We start from the raw sequence: 19573 nt of genomic DNA, 5'->3' as shown, positions 1-19573 counted from the left end.
TCAAATGTCATGGCATGCAGACAACATCCACGGGGGATGCGGCGCAGGGAAAGGATAGGCAAGCCGGCGGGGGGCTGGCTAGTGGAGTTCGTCCGACATGGCTGACGGCGGGTGGCTCAGGTAAACCGCTCGTGCAGCACCATCACGGACAGCCGCTTGTTCTTCCAGTACATGTCGTGGATGCGCGGGCGCAGCAGCTGGAGCGCGTCCGCATCCACTGCGTGGAAGGTCAGCATGACCGAGGGGCGCGAGCCGTCGCCCTCGATATGCTCGATCTCGTCCGGCGCCGGAATGCCGTACTTGCCGAGGAAGGCGAGTAGTTCCTCGTCGGTGGTGCCGTCCGGTACGTTGGTCAGCATGAATAGGGCCATGATCGCGCCTCCTGGCGGAACCGGGTGAATGGCGGGTCGGCGGTGCCCGCAATCGAACCTTAGCCCCACGCGCCGCGCGCGGCAACCGGGGCGGGCCCAAAGGCCAATCTGTTTCCCTTTGCCTCCGCCCGGCAAAGCCACCACACTGTAAGCGGAACGCTCCCTGTTTCTCCCCTGCCAGAGGAGGGCCGCGCATGAGCAAGTCATCGAAGAAGGGCAAGGACCGCGCGCCGGAGGACTCGTACCCGTCTCCGCCGCCGCCGCCGCCGCCGCCGGAGGCGGGCGCGCGCATGTCGAACAAGGACTATCTCGCGGCGCTGCGCGAACTCCATGTGGAGCTGGTCAAGCTCCAGCAATGGGTGGTGCAGAGCGGCAGCAAGATCTGCATCGTCTTCGAGGGGCGCGACGGCGCCGGCAAGGGCGGCACGATCAAGGCGCTGACCGAGCGCGTGAGCCCGCGCATCTTCCGCGTGGTGGCACTGCCCGCCCCGACCGACCGCGAGAAGAGCCAGATGTACGTGCAGCGCTACCTGCCGCACCTGCCGGCCGCCGGCGAGATCGTCATCTTCGACCGCAGCTGGTACAACCGCGCCGGCGTGGAGCGCGTGATGGGTTTCTGCACGCCGGACGACGTGGAGAGCTTCCTGCGCTCAGTGCCGCTGGTGGAGCGCGCCATCGTCGCCTCCGGCGTGATCCTGATCAAGTACTGGCTCGAAGTGAGCCAGGCCGAGCAGACCCGGCGGCTCCAGGCGCGCATCCATGATGGCCGCAAAACCTGGAAGCTGACCGGCATGGACCTGAAGTCCTACAGCCGCTGGTACGACTATTCGCGTGCGCGCGACGCCATGTTCGCCGCCACGGACACCCCCGACACGCCCTGGTACGTGGCCGATTCGAACGACAAGCGGCGCGCGCGCCTGAACATCATCAGCGACCTGCTGGATCGGATTCCGTACCAGGCGCCGGCGCGCAAGCCGCCCAAGCTGCCCGAGCGCCAGAAGCGCGGCGGCTACCGCGAGTCGGACCACCCGTTCCGCCATATCGCCACGCGGTACTGACGATATTGACGATACCGGCGCCGCCAGGGCGCTGGCACGCGGAGGGCGCGCATGAAAGCCGATGGAGCGCTGCACGGGTGGATGCCGGCCTGGCTGGCCGGCTATCGCCGCGAATGGCTGCGGCGGCCGTGGTCATTCCGAAGTCGCTCGCCTACGCCACCATCGCCGGGCTGCCGGTGCAGGTGGGTCTGTACACGGCCTGCGTGCCGATGGCGATCTACGCGCTGCTCGGCACCTCGCGGCTGCTCAGCGTGAGCACCACTACCACGCTGGCGATCCTGGCCGGCGCGGCGCTGGCGCAGGTGGCTGCCGCCGATCCTTCGGCAAACCTGCTGGTGGCCTCGGCCACGCTGGCCCTGCTGGTGGGGCTGGTGCTGGGGGCCGCGTGCGCGCTGCGGCTCGGCTTCGTCGCGGACTTCATCTCGGAGCCGGTGTTGGTGGGCTTCAAGGCCGGCATCGGCATCGTCATTGTGGTCGACCAGATTCCCAAGCTGCTCGGCATCCATTTCGCCAAGGGGTCGTTCCCGCACAACGTGTGGGCGATCGTGCAGGGCGCGCCGCATGCGTCGATGCCGACGTTGGCGATTGCGCTCGTCACCCTCGCCCTGCTGGCGTTCATGGTCTGGCGCCTGCCCCGGGCGCCGGCGCCGCTGATTGCGGTGGCGCTCGGCGTGGCGGCCGTGGCGCTGCTGGACCTGCCGGCGCGCGGCGTGGAGATCGTCGGGCGGGTGCCCACGGGGCTGCCGGCGGTGATGCTGCCGGACCTGTCGATGGTGGCCACGCTGTGGCCGTCCGCGCTCGGCATCGCGCTGATGAGCTTCACCGAGACCATCGCCGCTGGCCGGGCTTTTGCGCACGAGCGCGAGCCGCCGCCGCAGCCGAACCGCGAACTGCTGGCCACGGGGCTCGCCAATGCCGGCGGTGCCCTGCTCGGGGCGATGGTGGCCGGTGGCGGCACCAGCCAGACCGCTGTGAACCAGCGCGCCGGGGCACGCTCGCAACTCGCCGCGCTGGTCACGGCCGGCGCCGCGCTCGGCACCATGCTGCTGCTGGCGCCGGTGATCGGCCTGATGCCCAATGCCACGCTGGCCGCCGTGGTTATCGTCTATTCGATCGGGCTGATCGATCCGGCCGAGTTCCGCGCCATCCGCAAGATTCGGCGCATGGAGTTCGTGTGGGCGCTCGTCGCCATGGCTGGCGTGGTGGGGCTGGGCACGCTGCAGGGCATTCTCGTGGCGATCATCGTGTCGCTGCTGGCGCTGGCCTACCAGGCGGCCGACCCGCCGCTGTACGTGCTGGCCCGCAAGCGCGGCACCAATGTGTTCCGGCCGCTCTCGCCGGAGCATGCCGGTGACGAGGTCTTCGCCGGGCTGCTGATCCTGCGGCCCGAAGGGCGCGTGTTCTTCGCCAATGCGCGGCGGCTGGGTCAGCGCATGCGCCAGCACGTGACGGAGGATATGCCGCGCGTGGTGCTGCTCGACCTTTCCGGTGTGATCGATCTCGAATACACGGCGCTCAAGATGCTGATCGAGGCCGAGCGCGGGCTGGGGGAGCAGGGCGTGTCGCTGTGGCTGGCCGGGCTGAACCCCGAGGTGCTGGCGATGGTGCGCCGCGCCGCGCTGGCCGACGCGCTGGGCGCGCACCGGATGTTCGCCACGCTCGAACAGGCGCTGGTCCGGTTTCAGTCGCCGGAAACTTCGTCGCCGGCGGCTTCGTCGTCGTAAGCCGTCTCGTCAGGCGGCCCCGGCACCCGCGTGGCGGCCTGCGCGCGCCATGCCGAGGGCGCCATGCCGAACTCCCCCGTGAACCAGCGCGTGAACGTGCTCGGTGAGCCGTAGCCGAGCAGCACCGCCACCTGCGCCAGCGGCACCCGGGGGTTCTCCACATGGCGCGGGGCCTGCTCGCGCCGCACCGCGTGCAGGATGTCGTGGAAGCTCGCGCCTTCGTCGCCGAGCGCGCGCTGCAGCGTGCGCAGGCTCATGCCGAGCCCTTGGGCGACGGAAGCACCGGTGGCGCGGCCCATCGGCAACAGCAGGGCGATGGCGCCGCGTACCTCATGGGCGACGGTCGGCGCGGCGGGCCGGGGCAGCGCCTCCACCACGCGCTGGGCGTGGCGCGCCATGGCCGGATCGGCGCCCGGATTCGGCACGTCGAGGTCGACGGCGCGGCAGACGATGCCGTTGTACTCGTCGTTGAAGGCCAGCCCGCAGCGGAACAGTCGCCGGTGCACGCTCTCGTCGGCAGGCGCCGGGTGCGTGAAGCACACGCGCAGCGGCTGCCAGCGTGCGCCAAGCAGCGCGTTGCAGAGGCGGAAGACCACGCCCATCGCCAGTTCGCCGGCCTGGCGCGAGGGCGCCTCGCCCACCACTTCCACGCGGATGATGACCGAGCTGCCGGCGTCTTCGAGCAGCATCGCCACGGATTCGTTGACCAGATGGCGGTAGCGGATGATGGTGGCCAGCGCCGCGCGCAGGTTGGGCTGGTGGGCGATCAGCAGGCTGATGACGCCGAAGTCCGCCAGCTGGCGCGACTCGGCCATGCGCAGCGCGAAGTTGTCGCAGCCGCTGGCTGCCGCCGCGTCCTCGAGCAGCGTCACGCAGGCGGCCATCGGCACACGGAAGTCCGGATCGGCCAGCAGGGTGCGCTTGAGGCCGGCCTGGCGCAGCAGGGGCTGCACATTGAGCCCGCGCGCCTCCGCCACTTCGAAGAAATTGGTAAGCGCCGCGGCGCGTATCCGTGTATCCAAGCCGTCTCCCCCTGGCTGAGTGTCCGGTGTGATCCCGGGCATCCGTGCGCCGATGATAGGCGCGGGTGGCGCGAATTGCAAAGTCGATGGAAGGAATTGTCACGCGTGCCGCGACCCCCCGGGCCTACATTGGGCTCAACGCGGCGCAAGGTGTGCCGCTCCGCCTGACAGGAGAGTTGGCATGGCAAGAATCGTACGCATGATGGAAACGGGTGGCCCCGAGGTACTGCGGCTGGAAGAGGTGGAAGTGGGCGATCCCGGCCCGGGCCAGGTCCGCATCCGGCACGTGGCTGTCGGCCTGAACTACGCCGATACCTACTTCCGCAACGGCACGTATCCGGTGCCGCTGCCGTCCGGCATGGGCGTGGAAGCGGCTGGCGTGATCCAGGCCGTGGGCGAGGGCGTGCGCAACGTCGCCGTGGGCGACCGCGTGACCTACACCGGCTTCCTGAACACGCTCGGCGCGTACAGCAGCGAGCGCATCATGCCGGCGGCGCCGCTGATCCGGCTGCCCGAGTCGATCGGCTTCGAGACCGCCGCCGCGATGACCATGCGCGGCCTGACCGCCGCCTACCTGATGCGCCGCATCCACGCGTTCCGGCCGGGCAACACCATCCTGCTGCACGCAGCCGCTGGCGGCGTGGGCTTGATCGTCTCGCAGTGGGCCAAGCTGCTCGGGCTGACGGTGATCGGCACGGTGTCCACCGATGCCAAGGCCGCCATCGCCGCCGCCCATGGCTGCGACTACACCATCAACTACAGCCATGAGGATGTGGCCCAGCGCGTACGCGAGCTGACCGACGGGCAGGGCGTGGACGTGGTGTTCGACAGCGTCGGCAAGACCACCTTCATGTCCTCGCTGGACTCGCTGCGTCGGCGCGGCACGCTGGTCTGCGTCGGCACGGCTTCCGGCCCGATCCCGCCGTTCGACCCGGTGCTGCTGGCGATGAAGGGCTCGCTGTTCGTCACGCGCCCGGCGCTGGCCGACTACATCGCCGATCCAGCCGAGAAGGCGGAGCTGGCGGGCGAACTGTTCGACCACGTCGGCGCCGGCCGCATCGGCATCGAGATCCACCAGACCTATGCCCTCGAAGATGCCGTGCAGGCGCACCGCGACCTCGAGTCGCGCCGCACGACCGGTTCGTCGATTTTCGTGATTTGAAGGAGACTGCCATGCGAGTGGAACCCCTGACCTGCCATATCGGCGCCGAACTGTCCGGCGTCAACCTGGGCGAGGCGTCGCGCGATGCCGGCCTGTTTGCCGAGATCAAGTCGGCGCTGCTCCAGCACAAGGTGCTGTTCCTGCGCGACCAGGACATCACCCGGGCCGAGCACGTGGCCTTTGCGCGCCGCTTTGGCGAGCTGGAGGACCACCCGGTGGTCGGCAGCGACCCGGAGCACCCCGGCCTGGTGCGCATCTACAAGTCGCCCGACAGCAAGGTGGAGCACTACGAGAACTCGTTCCACTGCGACGCCACCTGGCGCGCCGCGCCGCCGATGGGCTGCGTGCTGCGCTGCGTGGAAACCCCGCCCGTGGGCGGCGACACGATCTGGGTGAACATGGCCGAGGCGTACCGCCGGCTGCCGGACGACATCAAGATCCGCATTCACGGCCTGCGCGCCAAGCACAGCATCGAGCACACCTTCGGCGCCAATATGCCGCCGGAGAAGCGCGCCGCCCTGGCGGCCCAGTTCCCGATGGTGGAGCACCCGGTGGTGCGCATCCACCCGGAAACCAGCGAGCCCGTGCTGTTCGTCAACGCCTTCACCTCGCACTTCGCCAACTACCACCGGGGCGACACCGTCCGCTTCGGCAAGGACTTCATGCCCGGCTCGGGCGACCTGCTGCAATACCTGTGCGCGCAGGCCGAGGTTCCCGAGTTCCAGGTGCGCTGGCGCTGGACGCGCAACAGCGTGGCGATCTGGGACAACCGCTGCACGCAGCACTACGCCGTGCAGGACTACGCGCCTACCGTGCGCAAGATGGAGCGCGCCGGCATCGTCGGTGACGTGCCTTACTGACTGACCGCGAGATGCCTCACATGACAGATTTCAAGACCGATGCCCGCATCGTCTCCACCCCCTCGGCCTACGCCTACCCGCTGCTGGTCAGCCAGTTGCTCGTCAACGCGCTGAGCCTGAGTCCGGAGCAGGAGATCACCTACCAGGGCACCACGCGCTACACCTACCGGGCGTTCCGCGGCCGCATCGGCCAGCTGGCCTCGGCGCTGGGCGCGCTGGGTGCCCGCCACGGCAGCACCGTGGCCGTGATGGACTGGGACAGCCACCGCTACCTGGAATGCTATTTCGGCGTGCCGATGATGGGCGCCACGCTGTTCACCGTGAACGTGCGGCTTTCGCCGGCGCAGATCCTGTACACGCTCAACGACTCGCAGGCCGAGATCGTGCTCGTGCACCGTGACTTCCTGCCGTTGCTCGAGGAGATCCGCGACCAGCTAACCGGCGTCAAGCGCTTCGTGCTGATGGCCGATGGCGAGCCGGCGCCGGCCACCACGCTGCCGCTCGACGGCGAGTACGAGGCGCTGCTCGCGGCGGCCTCGCCGGACTACCCGTTCGCGGAGTTCGACGAGAACACCCGCGCGGCGATGTTCTACACCACCGGCACCACGGGCGACCCCAAGGGCGTGTCGTACAGCCATCGTCATATCGTGCTGCACGCGCTGATCACGGCCACCACGCTGTGCTCACCGCGTACGGGCCAGCGCCTGCATCGGGAGGACGTGTACATGCCGATCACGCCGATGTTCCACGTGCTGGCGTGGGGCATCCCGTACGTGGCCATCCTGCTGGGGCTGAAGACGGTGCTGCCGGGCCGCTACGTGCCGGCGCAGCTGCTGGCGCTGCGTGCGTCCGAGGGCGTGACGTTCTCGCACTGCGTGCCGACCATCCTCCAGATGCTGCTGCAGACCGCCAGCGAAACCGGGCAGGACCTGTCCGACTGGCGCGTCATCATCGGCGGCTCGGCCCTCCAGCCGGCGCTGTGCGCGGCGGCGCTCGATGCCGGCATCGACGTGTTCTCGGGCTACGGCATGTCCGAGACCGGACCGATCGTCGCGCTGGCCCAGCTCGCGCCCGGTGTCCGTCCGGCCAGCCGCGAGGCCGAGATCGCCATGCGCTGCGCCACGGGGAGACCGGTGGCGATGGTCGACTTCCGCATCGTGGACGAACAGATGCGCGACGTGCCGCACGATGGCCGCCATCAGGGCGAGATCGTGCTGCGCGCGCCGTACCTGACCGAGTCGTACCACGGCAAGCCGGAGGCCTCCGAAGCGCTGTGGGCCGGCGGCTACCTGCATACGCAGGACATCGCCGTGATGGGCGCGGATGGCGGCGTCCGCATCGTCGACCGCATCAAGGACGTGATCAAGACCGGCGGCGAGTGGGTGTCGTCGCTCGAGGTGGAGGGGCTGGTGGCGCAGGTGCCCGGCGTGCGCGAGTGCGCAGTGATCGGCGTGCAGGACGCACGCTGGGGCGAGCGGCCGATGGCCTTCGTGGTTGGCCAGCCCGGCCACGCGGTGGATGCGGCCGATATCCGCCAGCGCCTGCTGGACCATGTGGCCGGCAACCGCCTCAGCAAGTTCGCCGTGCCGGAGGCGGACCGCATCGTCTTCGTGGCGGAGATCCCCAAGACCAGCGTCGGCAAGATCAACAAGAAGCAGCTGCGGGAATCCGCGCAAGGCTGACCCCGGCCGGGGAAGGAGAGCAGCAAAAAGGCCAGCCGCGAGGCTGGCCTTACTCATTGCCCGATCGGATCGGGCGGGATTGGATCAAGGCTGGATATTGAACGTCTTCACGATGCCTGCGTTGCGGTCGAACTCGGCGCGCACGGACTGGCTCAGTTGCGGTAGCGGCAGTTCGGCGATGGGCTCGTAGCCGAGCGCTTCCATGCGGGCGCGGACCTTGGGGGTCTGCGCGGCCTTGTCGACGGCGGTCTGGATCTTGCGCGCCAGGTCTTCCGGCATCTGGCCCGAGGCCACCACGCCGATCCAGTTGCTGAAGTCGACGTCCGGATAGCCGAGTTCGGCGAAGGTCGGCACGTCAGGCAGCAGTGGCGAGCGCGTCTTGGCGGCCAGCGCGTAGGGCTGGAGCTTGCCGGCCTTGATCAGCGGCAGCGAGGTGACCATGCCGTCGTACATCACGGCGATCTGGCCGCCCATGACTTGCGTCAGGGCCGGGCCGGAACCCGCGAACGGCACGTGCTGGAGGTCGATGCCGGTCTTCTGGTTGACGATCATCCCCGCGTAGTGAGAGGCCGTGCCGGCGCTGTACGAAGCAAAGCCGAGCTTGCCCGGATGCGCCTTGGCGTAGCTGACCAGGCTCTTGAAGTCCTTGGCCGGCAGTTGCGGCGCGCCGACCATCAGCAACCGCGAACGCGCGATGGCGGCCACGGGGCGGATGTCCTTGAGCGGATCGAAGTTGCTTTTCAGCACGTGCGGGATCTCGGTCAGCACGTTGCTGGCCGTGACCATGATGGTCTGGCCATCGGCCGGTGCGGCGATCAGCGTGTGGATGGCGATGCCGCCGCCCGCGCCGGGCTTGTTGTCGACCACGACCGGCTGGCCGAGATCGGCGGAAAGCTGCTCCGCCAGCAGGCGGGCGACCACGTCCATGGTGCCGCCAGCGGGGGCCGGCACGAGCATGCGTACCGGCTTGTTGGTCCACGCAAACGCGGCCGGCATGGCCAGCGCGAGCAGGACAGCCACGGCGGTGCGCCGCGGTATCAGGTGGGCAAGGCGTTGGGCCATGCTTGTCTCCGTTCGATGTATTGGAATAGTAGGGCAGGCACGCTCAGGCGGCGTGTCTTGTTCCCGTATTGCAGGGGTTGCAGGGGCTGCAGGTATTGCCGGAACTGCTGGAACTGCCGGGATTGCGGCGCTGGGCGATGGCCGCCAGCGTGGCGGCGCGCTCCAGCAGCGTCATGCGGGGCCAGCGGCCGATCTCCAGGGGGGTACGGCGACACCCCTGGCAGAACTGGCCGGACAGGTCCATGCGGCAGATATTGATGCAGGGATCGGTCAGTGCGTCCATGTCGTGCGTCAGCCAGTATCAGGCGGGACGGCGCGGCAGGTTGCGCTCGCCGGCCCGGCGGTTCGGGGCCATGCCGTGCGCGCGCAGCGTCTCTTCGGCGCTGTCGTACCAGGTGCCGATGCGGTAGATCGCGCGGGCTTCCTTGCCGGTGGCGATCTCGCGGCCCAGTTCCTTGGCCACGCGCACGCACTGCTGGATCTGCTGCACCGAACTCATGCGATTGCCGTGCTGGTCGATGATGGTGTCCTCGATGCCGCAGCGCGGGTGCAGGCCCATCGCCATCGCCATCATGTTGAACGGCAGCACGTTCTTGAGCAGCGACTCGGCCGTCAGCGTGCAGCCATCCGGCGCGCGGTGGATGAAGTTGAAGAAGTTGAACGGGTTGGGGCCGTCGAAGCCGCCGCCGATGCCGATCCAGGTCAGGTTCAGCGGACCCAGGTAGACCCCGGCGCGCACCAGGCGCTCGAGCGTCTCCAGCGCATGCATGCCGGTCAGCTGGAAGTGCGGCTGCACGCCGGCGCGTTGCAGGCGGCGCAGGTGCTCGGCCACCCAGGCCGGGCCGGCCGGCACGGTCATCTCGCTGTAGGCCGCCTGGTACGCCGGGTTCTCGAGCGAGGTGCCCGCGACGTACTCGGGGTACAGCAGCTCCATGATGTTCATCTGCGTGGTGTTGATGGCCACGGTCACCTGGTCGGGCTTCGGCGTGAGTTCGGCCAGCATGTGGCGCGTGTCGTCCGAGAGCCATTTGGCGGATTCGCCTTCGTCTTCCGGTGCGAACGAGATCGACCCGCCCACCTGGATGATCATGTCCGGCACGGCCTTGCGCACGCCGGCGATCAGCTCGTTGAACTTGGACAGGCGCTTGGAGCCCTTGCCGTCGAGTTCGCGCACGTGCAGGTGCAGCACGGTGGCGCCGGCTTCGTAGCAATCCACGGCTTTCTGGATCTGGGCTTCCATGGTGACGGGGATGTCTTCCGGGAAGTCTTCGGGCATCCACTCGGGGCCGTACGGCGCCACGGTGATGACCACTTTGTCCATGGTCTCGGGGTGAAGGGAATCGTCAAGAAATTGCATGTTGTCTCCTCGCTGGGTGCGGTGGGAATGTGCGGACGGCACGCGGGGCGCCGGTGTCCGAAGTATCGGCCAGCGGGTATACGCGGTTTGACATGACGGGACATTGAATTAACCTGTGGGGACACCCCGGGAAAGCACGCATCCATCCTTCTATGTGCCTATGTCCTATACGTTGCGCGGCGCCAGCCTGACCCATTACGTGGATGTGGCGCGGGCCGTCGGGCTCGACCCCTACCAGCAGTTGCGCGCGGCGCGCATCGCCCGTTCCGCGTTGCTGGATCCCGACTTGCGCATCCGGGCCGAACTGGTCGGCGGGCTGCTCGATGCCTCGGCGCAAGCGGCCGGCGTGGACGACTTTGGCCTGCGCATGGCGGCGCTGCGCGAGTTCTCGAACCTGGGCCCGCTGGCCTTCGTGGTGCGCGAGGCACCCACGCTGCGCGAGGCGCTGGTGTCGATGGTTCGCTACATGGACCTGCAGAACGAGGCGCTGGGGATGTGGGTGGAAGAGGCGGGGCCGCTGGTAGTGATCCGGCTGCAGATTCTGAGCGAGCGGCCCGGCACGATGCGCCAGGCCTCCGATCTCGCAGTGGGGGTGATGTTCCGCATGCTGCGGCTGTTCCTGGGCACCGGGTGGCGGCCGCGCAGCATCAGCTTCACGCACGCGGCGCCGGCCAGCACGGCCACGTCGCTGCAGCTGTTCGGCATGCCGGCGGACTACGGGCAGGATTTCGATGGCATCGTCTGCCAGGCGGCGGACCTGGAGGCGCCGCTGCCATCCTACGACCCGGTGATGGCGCGGCAGGTGAAGCAGTACCTCGGCACGCTGCTGGCGCAGTCGTCCGCGACGATGCAGGACCAGGTGCGCAAGCTGATCTACGCGCTGCTGCCCACCGGCCTGTGCACGGTGGATCGCGTGGCGCAGCACCTCAGCGTGGATCGGCGCACCGTGCACCGGCGGCTGGCGCAGGAAAAGACGACGTATTCCGATGTGCTCGATGCGGCGCGCGCGGACCTCGTGCTGCGCTACATCGACAACGCCACGCGGCCACTCTCGGAAGTGGCAACGCTGCTTGGGTTTTCATCGCTCAGTGCTTTTTCGCGCTGGTTCTGCGGCCGCTTCGGCTGTAGCGTCACGGCCAGGCGCATGGGCAAGGCGGAGGCAAAAACGACCACCGCCGGCTGAGGGGCTGGCGGCGGTTTGAGCACGGGGCTCAGAAGCGGTGGCGGATGCCCACGGCGGCGCCGATCATCGACCGTTCGCCATTGCCCAGCGCGTAGCTGTTGCCGAGCGAGAGGCTGTTGGCGTAGACCGTGGCCAGCGATTCGAGCATCAGGCCGGCATTCTTGGCGTAGGCGGTGGTCAGGTACACGTCCGTGCGCTTGGAGAACGCGTAGTTGGCCACGAAGCCGATCTGCCACGGGTTGGCGAGCTGCGTCGCGCCGGCCAGGCTCTTGAGATCGTCGTAGTGATACTCGAGCGTCAGGCCGACGGCCGGCGTGAGTTGGTAGAGCGCGCCGATCCAGTACAGGTCGTCGCGCTGGATCACCGTGCCGCCCGCGTTCTTGTTCTGGCCCCAGCGGTAGCCGGCCATGATCTTGGCATCGCCAAAGCCGTAGCTGCCGCCGATGGCCGCCTTGCGCAGCGTGCCGCTGCTGGTGCCGATGGTCGGGTTCCACTGGTCATAGCCGACGGTGACCCCGAACGGGCCGGCCGCGTAGGCCACGGCCGCGCCGTAGGCGGTGTCGCGCCGGAACGAGCCCGGCACTTCGCCGTTGCCGCCGATCGGCGTGGCCACGCCCACCGTGGCCGGCAGCGCCAGGCCGGTGCCGAAGGACCAGTGCGCCAGCGCCGTGACCGGGCCGAACTGGCCCGTGTACTTGATGGTGTTGTCTTCGCGGAAGTTGGCGCCCGACTGCAGCACCACCGGCTCGTACTGGGTGGCGTAGGCGGTGGGCGAGAAGTTGGCGAGCGCCTCGAACATCGACGTGTACTGGCGCCCGAAGGTGATCTGCCCGAGTCCCGTGCGCTGCAGGCCGACAAACGCCTGACGTCCGAACATCCGGCCCGACTGCTGCAGCGTGCCCGAGTCCAGGCTGAAGCCCGACTCCAGCACGAACATGGCCTTCGCGCCGCCACCGAGGTCCTCGGTGCCGCGAATACCCCAACGGGAGCCGGCGAGGCCGCCCGAGTTCATGCGTACCACGTCGTGACCCTGCCCGCGGTTGAACTGGTTCGTGGCGACCGGCACCGCGCCCACGTGATTCGCGTATTCGACGTTCACGTCGGCCACGCCATATAGCGTGACCGCCGATTGTGCTTGTACTGCACCCGTTCCCGCAGTGGTCATCAGCGCCGCTGCGGCAATATTCCTGGCCTTCATGTTGTCTCCGTGTCTCGGTTCGAGTTATGTGCAACCGGGTCGGAGTATTGGCGGAACGGGCGCTGCCGATTTGACTGTCGGGGACAATCCTTTTTCATTTCGGGACAGATCGGGAAAACGCGAACCTGCCCTGCAGGACGGGCGCGGCAGTCACTTCACAACTGCGATTCGATGGGAAACAGCCCCATGAACCACACGCCGACGCGCCGCAGCACGGAGGACTCGGGCTCCGTGGTCAGCGGGGCGGCGTCCGGGTTCGCCTCGTCGATCCAGATCAGTTGGCGGCCCCGTTCGGGGTCGTCCTCCTCCGCGAGCCGCCACGCAATGCGCCCCAGATTCGGCAGGATCGCGCCGGCCACCTGCGCGGCCAGCGCCGGGCTCACGCAGACCACGCCCAGCTCCGTGTTGAGCTGCACCGAGCGCGGGTCCAGATTCATCGAGCCGATAAAGACGGCGCTGTCGTCGGCCACGAAGGTCTTGGCATGCAGCGACGCGCGCGAGCTGCCGAACGCCGACAGCTTGGTATTGCCCGATTTGGTCGATTTTCCCGATGTTCCCGCCGCGGCTTCGGGGTCGTGCATCGGCTTGACCTCGTACAGCACCACGCCCATGCGCAGCAGCGTCTCGCGGTAGCGCTTGTAGCCGGCGTGCACGGCGGCCACGTCGGTGGCGGCGAGCGAGTTGGTCAGCACCGTCACGGCCACGCCGCGCTCGCGCAGCCCGCGCAACCACGCCACGCCCGCCTCGGCCGGCACGAAGTAGGGCGAGACGATCAGCAGCGTGCGCTGCGGCTGCACGTCCAGCGCGCGCAACTGGGGCACCAGATGGCCGGCCGTGTCCTCGGCAGCGCGCGTGATCTTGCCGGGATCGTCGTAGAGCAGCGCGGCGCGGCCCCATGCGGCGACGGCGGGCGGCTCGGCGAGTACCTGCCGGAGCCGCTCGCGCGCGTGCACGGCGTAGGGGTGGTCCTGTTGGGCCGCCGCCAGCGCATCCAGCCGCTCGCGTAGCGCGGCCACGGCTTCCGGGTCGGCGCTGCGGCCGGTCAGCGTGCCCACCGGATAGGCCGCCTCGCTGTTCCAGTAGGCGTCGAACGCGCCGGAGACCTCGCGCACGATGGGGCCGTGCGTCAGCACGTCCAGATCGCCAAAGCTGACGGCGGGCGATGCGCCGAAGTACTCGTCGCCGATATTGCGCCCGCCGACGATGGCGGCCTGGTTATCGGCGATCAGCGCCTTGTTGTGCATGCGCCGGTTCACGCGCGAGAAGTCCAGCAGCGCGCCCGCACGCCGGAAGGCGCGGCTGGCCACCGGGTTGAAGATGCGCACCTCGATGGCTGGATGGGCGTCCACGGCCAGCAGCAGGTTGTCGTCGGCGCCCACGCCGATGTCGTCCAGCAGCACGCGCACGCGCACGCCCCGGTCCGCCGCGCGCAGCACGGCATGGGCCAGGGATCGGCCGGTGGCGTCGTCGTGCCAGATGTAGTACTGGAGGTCGAGCGAGCGCTCGGCCTTTTCCGTCAGCAGCACGCGGGCGATCAGCGCGTCGACGTTGTCCGCCAGCAGGTGGAAGGCGCTCTGGTCTGGCGGGTCAGGGCGACGCTGCGCGGCGAGGCGGCCGAGCGTGGTTTGCGCGGTGTCTGTCATCGCGTGGCTCGGTTCACCGTCCGCCGGGGGCAGGCTGGCGCAGCCGGACAGCAGCGCGGCTGCCACCATCGTGACCATCGCCACCCGGGCCAGCACGCGTGCGGCAGCGGTCATGCATGTCTCCCGGGGAAGGGCAGGCCGCCCGCGCTGGCCAAGTCCAAAGGCCAATACAAATTGGCGCCGACGGCGTCGAGAATGGGAATGCTTGCCCCGGGAAAAGCAAGCGTTACGGCTACGCAAGAGGTGCTACGAACATAGTCCGGCATCGCGGAGATTGCAAACCGCTTCCCGGAGAGAGGAGGCAGCCATGGCTCGTTGGCTCGAGCGACTGATGTCCTGCGCGCGCGTTCTGGTCGCCGTGGCGTGGCTTGCCATGTTCACCGCACCCGGTGTCCCGGCGGCGCAGACCCCTGCACCCGCCGCGCCGCCGGCATCCACCGCGCCTGCGGCGCCGACCTTCAAGCCCGAGGAACTCGAGTCCCTCGTGGCGCCGATCGCGCTCTATCCCGATTCCGTGCTCTCCCAGGTGCTCATGGCGTCCACGTATCCGCTCGAGATCGTGTATGCGGCGCGCTGGGTCAAGGCCAATCCCAATGTGAAGGGCGACGCCGCGGTCAAGGCCGTGGAGAACCAGCCCTGGGATGTCAGCGTGAAGTCTCTGGTGGCCTTCCCGCAGGTGCTGGAGCCGATGAGCGACAAGCTGGACTGGACGCAGAAGCTCGGCGACGCGTTCCTGGCCCAGGAGCGCGATGTGCTGGCGGCGGTGCAGCGCCTGCGCGCCCGCGCCCGGGACTCGGGCAACCTCAAGACCAACGAGCAGCAGAAGGTGTCGGTGGAGCCAGGGCCCGCGCCGGTGCAGGGCCAGCCGCCACCGGTCGCCGAGACCATCATCCGCGTCGAGCCGGCCAATCCCCAGGTGATCTATGTACCGGCCTACAACCCCACCGTGGTCTACGGCTCATGGGGCTATCCGAGCTATCCGCCGTACTACTGGCCCCCGTATCCGGCCTACTACCCGGGGGCGGCGCTGGCCACCGGCTTCGCCTGGGGCGTGGGGCTGGCAGCGGCGGGCGCGATCTTCGGCGGCTGCAACTGGGGCGGCGGCGATGTGAATATCGACGTCAACCGGGCCACCAATATCGACCGCAATTTCGACCGCACCAAGGTGCAGGGCGGCGGCAAGTGGCAGCACGATTCCAGTCACCGGCAGGGCGTGTCGTACCGGGACAACGCTTCGCGGGAGAAGTACGGCAAGAACTCGGGCGGGGCGGACCGCCGCAGCGACTATCGCGGCAGGGAGGGTGGGCGCGAGGGTGGACGTGATGGTGGCCGTGAGGGCGGACGTGAGGGTGGGCGCGATGGTGGCCGTGACGGTGGGCGCGATGGCGTCGGCGGCGATCGGGCAACAGCTTCTGATCGGTCAGCAAACCGGGGCGACCGGCAAGGGGGCGACCGGGGCGACCGCCAAGGCGCCGGCGGCGACCGCGCGCAGGCCAGCAATCGGCAAGCCAGCGACCGCAGCCTCAGCACGGACCGTGGCCGGGGCGACATGGGCTCGGGCAGCGGGGCAGGCCGGGACAATGCCTTCCAGGGCGTAGGCGGCGGGCAAAGTGCGCAGCGCGACATGGACCGTGGCCGCGCCAGCTCGCAGCAATCGAACTTTGGCGGCGGGCACGCCAGCAGCCGTGGAACCGGCGGCGGTGGCGGTAGTCACGCGGGCAGCCGTGGCGGCGGGGGAGGCGGCGGCTTCGGCGGCGGCGGTGGCCGTGGCGGCGGTGGGGGTGGCCGGGGTGGTGGCGGCGGCAGGCGCTGAAAAGGGGAGACGATGACCGCGCGATCAACGCACCGCCTGGGGCGGCTTGCCGGAAGGGCCCGCTGGATGGCGGCCACGACAGCCATCGTGATGGCCTTGACATGGCCATGGCCGGGCCCGGCGTGGGCCGCCAGCCAGCGGCATTTCCCATCGCCCGAAGCCGCCATGCTGGCATTTGGCGACGCCGTGGCGACCAGCGACGACGCCGCGCTGGGGACCTTGCTCGGTGCCGACTACCGGCGCCTGATCCCGCCCGTGGGCGCGGACGCACGCTACCGCTTCCTGAGCGCCTGGAGTGTGTCGCACAAGATACTTCCCGAGGGTGCCGACCGCGCCCTTGTGGCGGTGGGCGACGATGGCTGGACCTTGCCGGTGCCGCTGGTGAAGTCGGCGCAGGGCTGGTACTTCAACGTGCCGGAGGGCGTGGACGAGATGCGCGTGCGGCGTATCGGGCGCAATGAGCTGGCTGTCATCCAGACCATGCTGGCGGTCTGCGACGCCCAGCGCGAATACGCCAGCGTCGATCATGACGGCGACGGCGTGCTGGTCTATGCCGGCAAGCTGTCCAGCTCGCCCGGCAAGCGCGACGGCCTGTACTGGCCCACGGGCGGCGGCGAGCCGCCGAGCCCGCTCGGCCCCGCCTTCCTGGCTGTCGGCAAGGGCAATACCGCGCAGGACGGCTACTACGGCTATCGCTATAAATTGTTGACGGCACAAGGACCGGCGGCGCCCGGCGGTGCCTACGACTACGTGGTCAACGGCCGGCTGTTCGGCGGCTTTGCCATCGTGGCGTGGCCCGTGCGATACGGCGATACCGGCGTCAAGAGCTTCATGGTCAACCACGAGGGCCAGGTGTACGAAGCCGACCTCGGTCCCAACAGCGCGGCGCGCGCGCAGGCCATGACCCGCTTCGATCCTGGCCCGGGATGGGCCAAGACGGCCCCCTGAGCCTCCGGCGCCGCCCCCGCAGGGCGGCGTCCGTGTGCAGGAAGAGATTGCAATTGCGCAGGCCGCCCACTAATGTGAAAGCCGACCATACATAGATCACGAATCTGGCGAATTCGCTTTGTCGTCTTTCTTGACGATTCCTGGCCTTATCCGGGGTGCAGCGCAACGTATATCCGGGCGCAGTACGCGCAGATCGCGCAGTCAGCAAAACATGGACGCACAAGCTCCAGGGGGTAACTGCCATGAATCGTCGTTCGTTCACGACCCTGCTCGGCGTGGCCGCACTGGCCAGTCTCAACGCCGCCTGTACCACCTCTTCCGGTTCCGCCTCGGATAACGCCAGCAAACGCAAGGAAATCGACGCGGGCGCGGACGGCGCGCTGAACCGGCTCTATAGCTCGGTCAACGGCTCGCAGGCCCTGGCCAGCAAGGCCACCGGGATTCTCGTCTTTCCCAAGATCATCGCCGCCGGGCTGGGTATCGGCGGCGAGTACGGGGAGGGCGTGCTCCGCACTGCCGGCCAGCCGGCGGGCTACTACCGCACCTCCACCGCGGCCTTCGGGCTGATTGCCGGCGCGCAGTCCAAGATGATGGTGATGATGTTCATGACGCCGGAAGCCTTGCAGAAGTTCCAGCAAAGCAAGGGCTGGACGGCCGGGGTGGACGGCTCCGTCGCGGTGGCGCAGGTCGGCGCCAACGGGCTGATCGACACCAACACGGCGCGCGCGCCGATCGTCGCCTTCGTGGTGACGAATGCCGGCCTGATGGCGAACCTCTCGCTGGAAGGCACCAAGATCAGCAAGCTCGACATCTAGTCGGGCCGCGGAGAGACCGCATGAGCCGATCCCCCCGGATTCCACATGGGACGACGTGGCTGTTGGCAGCGGCCAGCGTGGCCGCCGGCTGCGCAGTGGCGGACGCGCTGTGGCGCGCATTGCCGCACAAGCGCGCCCCGCCGCGCGCGCCGGCGCCGCGCACCGGGCGGCTGCGGCGGCGCGGCGAGAACGGCGCCGATGCCGACTATGCCTCGCTGATGCGCTCGTCCCGGCTCTCCAGCATGGGCGAGCTGGCCGGCTCGCTGGCCCATGAACTCGACCAGCCGCTGACCGCCATCGTCAGCAATGCCCAGGCCGCGCGCCAGTACCTGGAGTCCGATGTCATCGACATGGACGAGGTGCGCGAGATTCTCAAGGACGTGAACGACGAAGCGTGCCGAGCCAGCGCCACGGTGCGGCAGATCCGCGCGCTGATCAAGGGCGAGTCCCGCGTGCTGGGGCCGCTGGACATCGGCGCCGCCATCGACGAGGCCCTGGCGCTGGTGCGTGGCAACGCGCTCGGGCGCGGCATCGTGCTGACCCGGCAGGTGGCGTCGCCGCTGCCGCGCGTCAATGGCGATGCGGTGCAGATCCAGCAACTGCTGCTCAACGTGCTGCTCAACGCCTGCGATGCCGTGGACCGGGGCGTGCCCGGCAGTGGCACCCCGCGCGAGGTCACGGTGATGGCGCACGTGGCGGAGGGGATGGTGCAGATCGCGGTGCGCGACAGCGGCGCCGGCGTGGACCCCGGCGACCTCGAGCATATCTTCGAACCGTTCGTCACCTCGAAGCCGCAGGGCATGGGGCTCGGGCTGTCGATCAGCCGTGCCATCGCCGCGCGCCACGGCGGCACGCTGGACGCGTGGAACAACGCGGACCGTGGCATGACATTCCAGTTTTCGCTGCCCCAGGAAGGCATGCCCACACGACGCGGCGTCCGCATGCCGCGCGGGCTTGCCATGGCCGAATCGTCTTTCAAAGGATAGCGCCATGAGCGAACACGTTCCGACGGTGTATATCGTCGACGATGACCCCGGTGTCGTGCGCGCGCTGGTGCGGCTGGTCAAGGCGCACGGCTACCAGGCGGTGGGCTTCAACGATGCCTGGGCCTTCCTCGATGCGCGCGCGGCGGACCCCGGTCCGGCCTGCGTGATGCTGGACCTCCAGATGCCGGGCATGGACGGCATCACGCTCCAGCGCCGGCTCGACGGCGAGCTGCCGGTGATCTTCGTCACGGGCCATGCCGATGTCCCCTCCACGATCCTGGCCATGCTGGCCGGCGCCACGGACTTCCTGCTCAAGCCGGTGCAGGAAGACGCGCTGCTGGCGTCGCTCGAACGGGCCTGCCGCTGCGCCGTGGCGCGGCACATGGAACACGAGGAAATGGCCGACCTGCGCGAGCGGCTCGACCGCCTGACCCCGCGCGAGCGCGAGGTGATGGCATGGGTGGTCACCGGCCGCCTGAACAAGCAGGTGGCCAGCGAACTGGGCACGGTGGAGAAGACCATCAAGGCCCATCGCGCCAGCGTCATGCGCAAGCTGGAGGTCGGCTCGCTGGCCGAACTGGTGCGCATGGCCGACAAGCTCGGCCTGCCCGCCGTGGCCGCCGCACGGACACCCCACCGCGCGGGTGCGGGCGCCGGGGCCTGAGCGCTCCCCACGCAGACGGGTGAAG

At 69.0% G+C, this 19573-nt stretch carries 18 protein-coding genes; 11 read left to right on the top strand and 7 right to left on the bottom strand.

The window, feature by feature from the left end:
- Window positions 1-116: 116 nt before the first annotated feature.
- Window positions 117-371, bottom strand: a complete 255-nt coding sequence (locus tag BM115_RS24890) for an RNA recognition motif domain-containing protein (RefSeq protein ID WP_092300873.1) — start codon at window positions 369-371, stop codon at window positions 117-119.
- A gap of 290 nt (window positions 372-661) precedes the next feature.
- Between BM115_RS24890 and ppk2 the strand changes: the two genes are divergently transcribed.
- Both ppk2 and BM115_RS24880 read left to right on the top strand, forming a co-directional pair.
- Entirely contained in the window at window positions 662-1429 is a 768-nt protein-coding gene (gene ppk2, locus BM115_RS24885; RefSeq protein WP_255370979.1) for a polyphosphate kinase 2, read from the top strand.
- A 113-nt stretch (window positions 1430-1542) separates the two neighbouring features.
- Window positions 1543-3153, top strand: coding sequence for a SulP family inorganic anion transporter (locus tag BM115_RS24880; protein WP_092300867.1), 1611 nt, complete (start codon window positions 1543-1545; stop codon window positions 3151-3153).
- Here the strand turns inward: BM115_RS24880 and BM115_RS24875 are convergent.
- The gene (locus tag BM115_RS24875) at window positions 3111-4175 is read right to left on the bottom strand and encodes an AraC family transcriptional regulator (protein WP_218158059.1); all 1065 of its coding nucleotides are present in this window, start codon (window positions 4173-4175) and stop codon (window positions 3111-3113) included. The genes BM115_RS24880 and BM115_RS24875 overlap by 43 nt on opposite strands.
- Window positions 4176-4356: 181 nt before the next feature.
- Between BM115_RS24875 and BM115_RS24870 the strand changes: the two genes are divergently transcribed.
- The 3 genes from BM115_RS24870 to BM115_RS24860 are packed head-to-tail and all read left to right on the top strand — an operon-like array spanning window position 4357 to window position 7879.
- Window positions 4357-5337 (top strand): quinone oxidoreductase family protein, encoded by a 981-nt coding sequence (locus BM115_RS24870; protein ID WP_092300861.1) that lies wholly within the window; start codon window positions 4357-4359, stop codon window positions 5335-5337.
- 11 nt (window positions 5338-5348) lie between these two features.
- Entirely contained in the window at window positions 5349-6197 is an 849-nt protein-coding gene (locus BM115_RS24865; RefSeq protein WP_092300858.1) for a TauD/TfdA dioxygenase family protein, read from the top strand.
- A 20-nt stretch (window positions 6198-6217) separates the two neighbouring features.
- Window positions 6218-7879 (top strand): fatty acid--CoA ligase, encoded by a 1662-nt coding sequence (locus BM115_RS24860; protein WP_092300855.1) that lies wholly within the window; start codon window positions 6218-6220, stop codon window positions 7877-7879.
- Window positions 7880-7963: 84 nt separating this feature from the next.
- Here the strand turns inward: BM115_RS24860 and BM115_RS24855 are convergent, their stop codons facing one another.
- From BM115_RS24855 to BM115_RS24845, 3 genes are read right to left on the bottom strand one after another with little or no spacing between them, the layout of a single operon-like run.
- On the bottom strand, window positions 7964-8941 hold the full coding sequence (locus tag BM115_RS24855) for a Bug family tripartite tricarboxylate transporter substrate binding protein (protein ID WP_092300852.1): 978 nt from the start codon (window positions 8939-8941) through the stop codon (window positions 7964-7966).
- A 43-nt stretch (window positions 8942-8984) separates the two neighbouring features.
- A complete protein-coding gene (locus BM115_RS24850; RefSeq protein WP_092300849.1) occupies window positions 8985-9224 on the bottom strand; it encodes a DUF1289 domain-containing protein in 240 nt (79 codons plus the stop codon).
- A gap of 18 nt (window positions 9225-9242) precedes the next feature.
- Window positions 9243-10298 (bottom strand): beta-keto acid cleavage family enzyme, encoded by a 1056-nt coding sequence (locus tag BM115_RS24845; protein WP_092300846.1) that lies wholly within the window; start codon window positions 10296-10298, stop codon window positions 9243-9245.
- A 160-nt stretch (window positions 10299-10458) separates the two neighbouring features.
- On the opposite strand from BM115_RS24845, the gene BM115_RS24840 reads away from it, so the two are divergent.
- Window positions 10459-11481, top strand: a complete 1023-nt coding sequence (locus BM115_RS24840) for an AraC family transcriptional regulator (RefSeq protein ID WP_092300843.1) — start codon at window positions 10459-10461, stop codon at window positions 11479-11481.
- A 28-nt stretch (window positions 11482-11509) separates the two neighbouring features.
- Here the strand turns inward: BM115_RS24840 and BM115_RS24835 are convergent, their stop codons facing one another.
- Together BM115_RS24835 and BM115_RS24830 are read right to left on the bottom strand one after the other, a co-directional pair.
- Window positions 11510-12679, bottom strand: a complete 1170-nt coding sequence (locus BM115_RS24835; protein WP_092300840.1) for a porin — start codon at window positions 12677-12679, stop codon at window positions 11510-11512.
- A gap of 155 nt (window positions 12680-12834) precedes the next feature.
- A complete protein-coding gene (locus BM115_RS24830; RefSeq protein WP_092300837.1) occupies window positions 12835-14436 on the bottom strand; it encodes a phospholipase D family protein in 1602 nt (533 codons plus the stop codon).
- Window positions 14437-14629: 193 nt separating this feature from the next.
- On the opposite strand from BM115_RS24830, the gene BM115_RS24825 reads away from it, so the two are divergent.
- From BM115_RS24825 to BM115_RS24805, 5 genes are all read left to right on the top strand, one after another.
- Window positions 14630-16135: a DUF3300 domain-containing protein gene (locus tag BM115_RS24825; RefSeq protein ID WP_092300834.1), complete on the top strand. Its 1506-nt coding sequence runs from the start codon at window positions 14630-14632 to the stop codon at window positions 16133-16135.
- Window positions 16136-16201: 66 nt separating this feature from the next.
- On the top strand, window positions 16202-17083 hold the full coding sequence (locus tag BM115_RS24820) for a DUF2950 domain-containing protein (RefSeq protein WP_092300831.1): 882 nt from the start codon (window positions 16202-16204) through the stop codon (window positions 17081-17083).
- A 242-nt stretch (window positions 17084-17325) separates the two neighbouring features.
- Entirely contained in the window at window positions 17326-17898 is a 573-nt protein-coding gene (locus BM115_RS24815; RefSeq protein WP_092300828.1) for a BPSL1445 family SYLF domain-containing lipoprotein, read from the top strand.
- Between the two features lie 20 nt (window positions 17899-17918).
- Window positions 17919-18884 carry a sensor histidine kinase gene (locus tag BM115_RS24810; protein WP_092300826.1) on the top strand — a complete coding sequence of 322 codons (966 nt, stop codon included), beginning with the start codon at window positions 17919-17921 and terminating at the stop codon, window positions 18882-18884.
- A 4-nt stretch (window positions 18885-18888) separates the two neighbouring features.
- Window positions 18889-19548: a response regulator transcription factor gene (locus BM115_RS24805; protein WP_092300823.1), complete on the top strand. Its 660-nt coding sequence runs from the start codon at window positions 18889-18891 to the stop codon at window positions 19546-19548.
- The last annotated feature ends 25 nt before the right edge of the window (window positions 19549-19573 follow it).

Origin of the sequence: Cupriavidus sp. OV096 (genome assembly GCF_900115455.1) — a bacterium.
GTDB lineage: Bacteria > Pseudomonadota > Gammaproteobacteria > Burkholderiales > Burkholderiaceae > Cupriavidus.
Note: the sequence above shows the minus strand (reverse complement) of the source record. Positions and strands in the feature narration are given on the sequence as shown.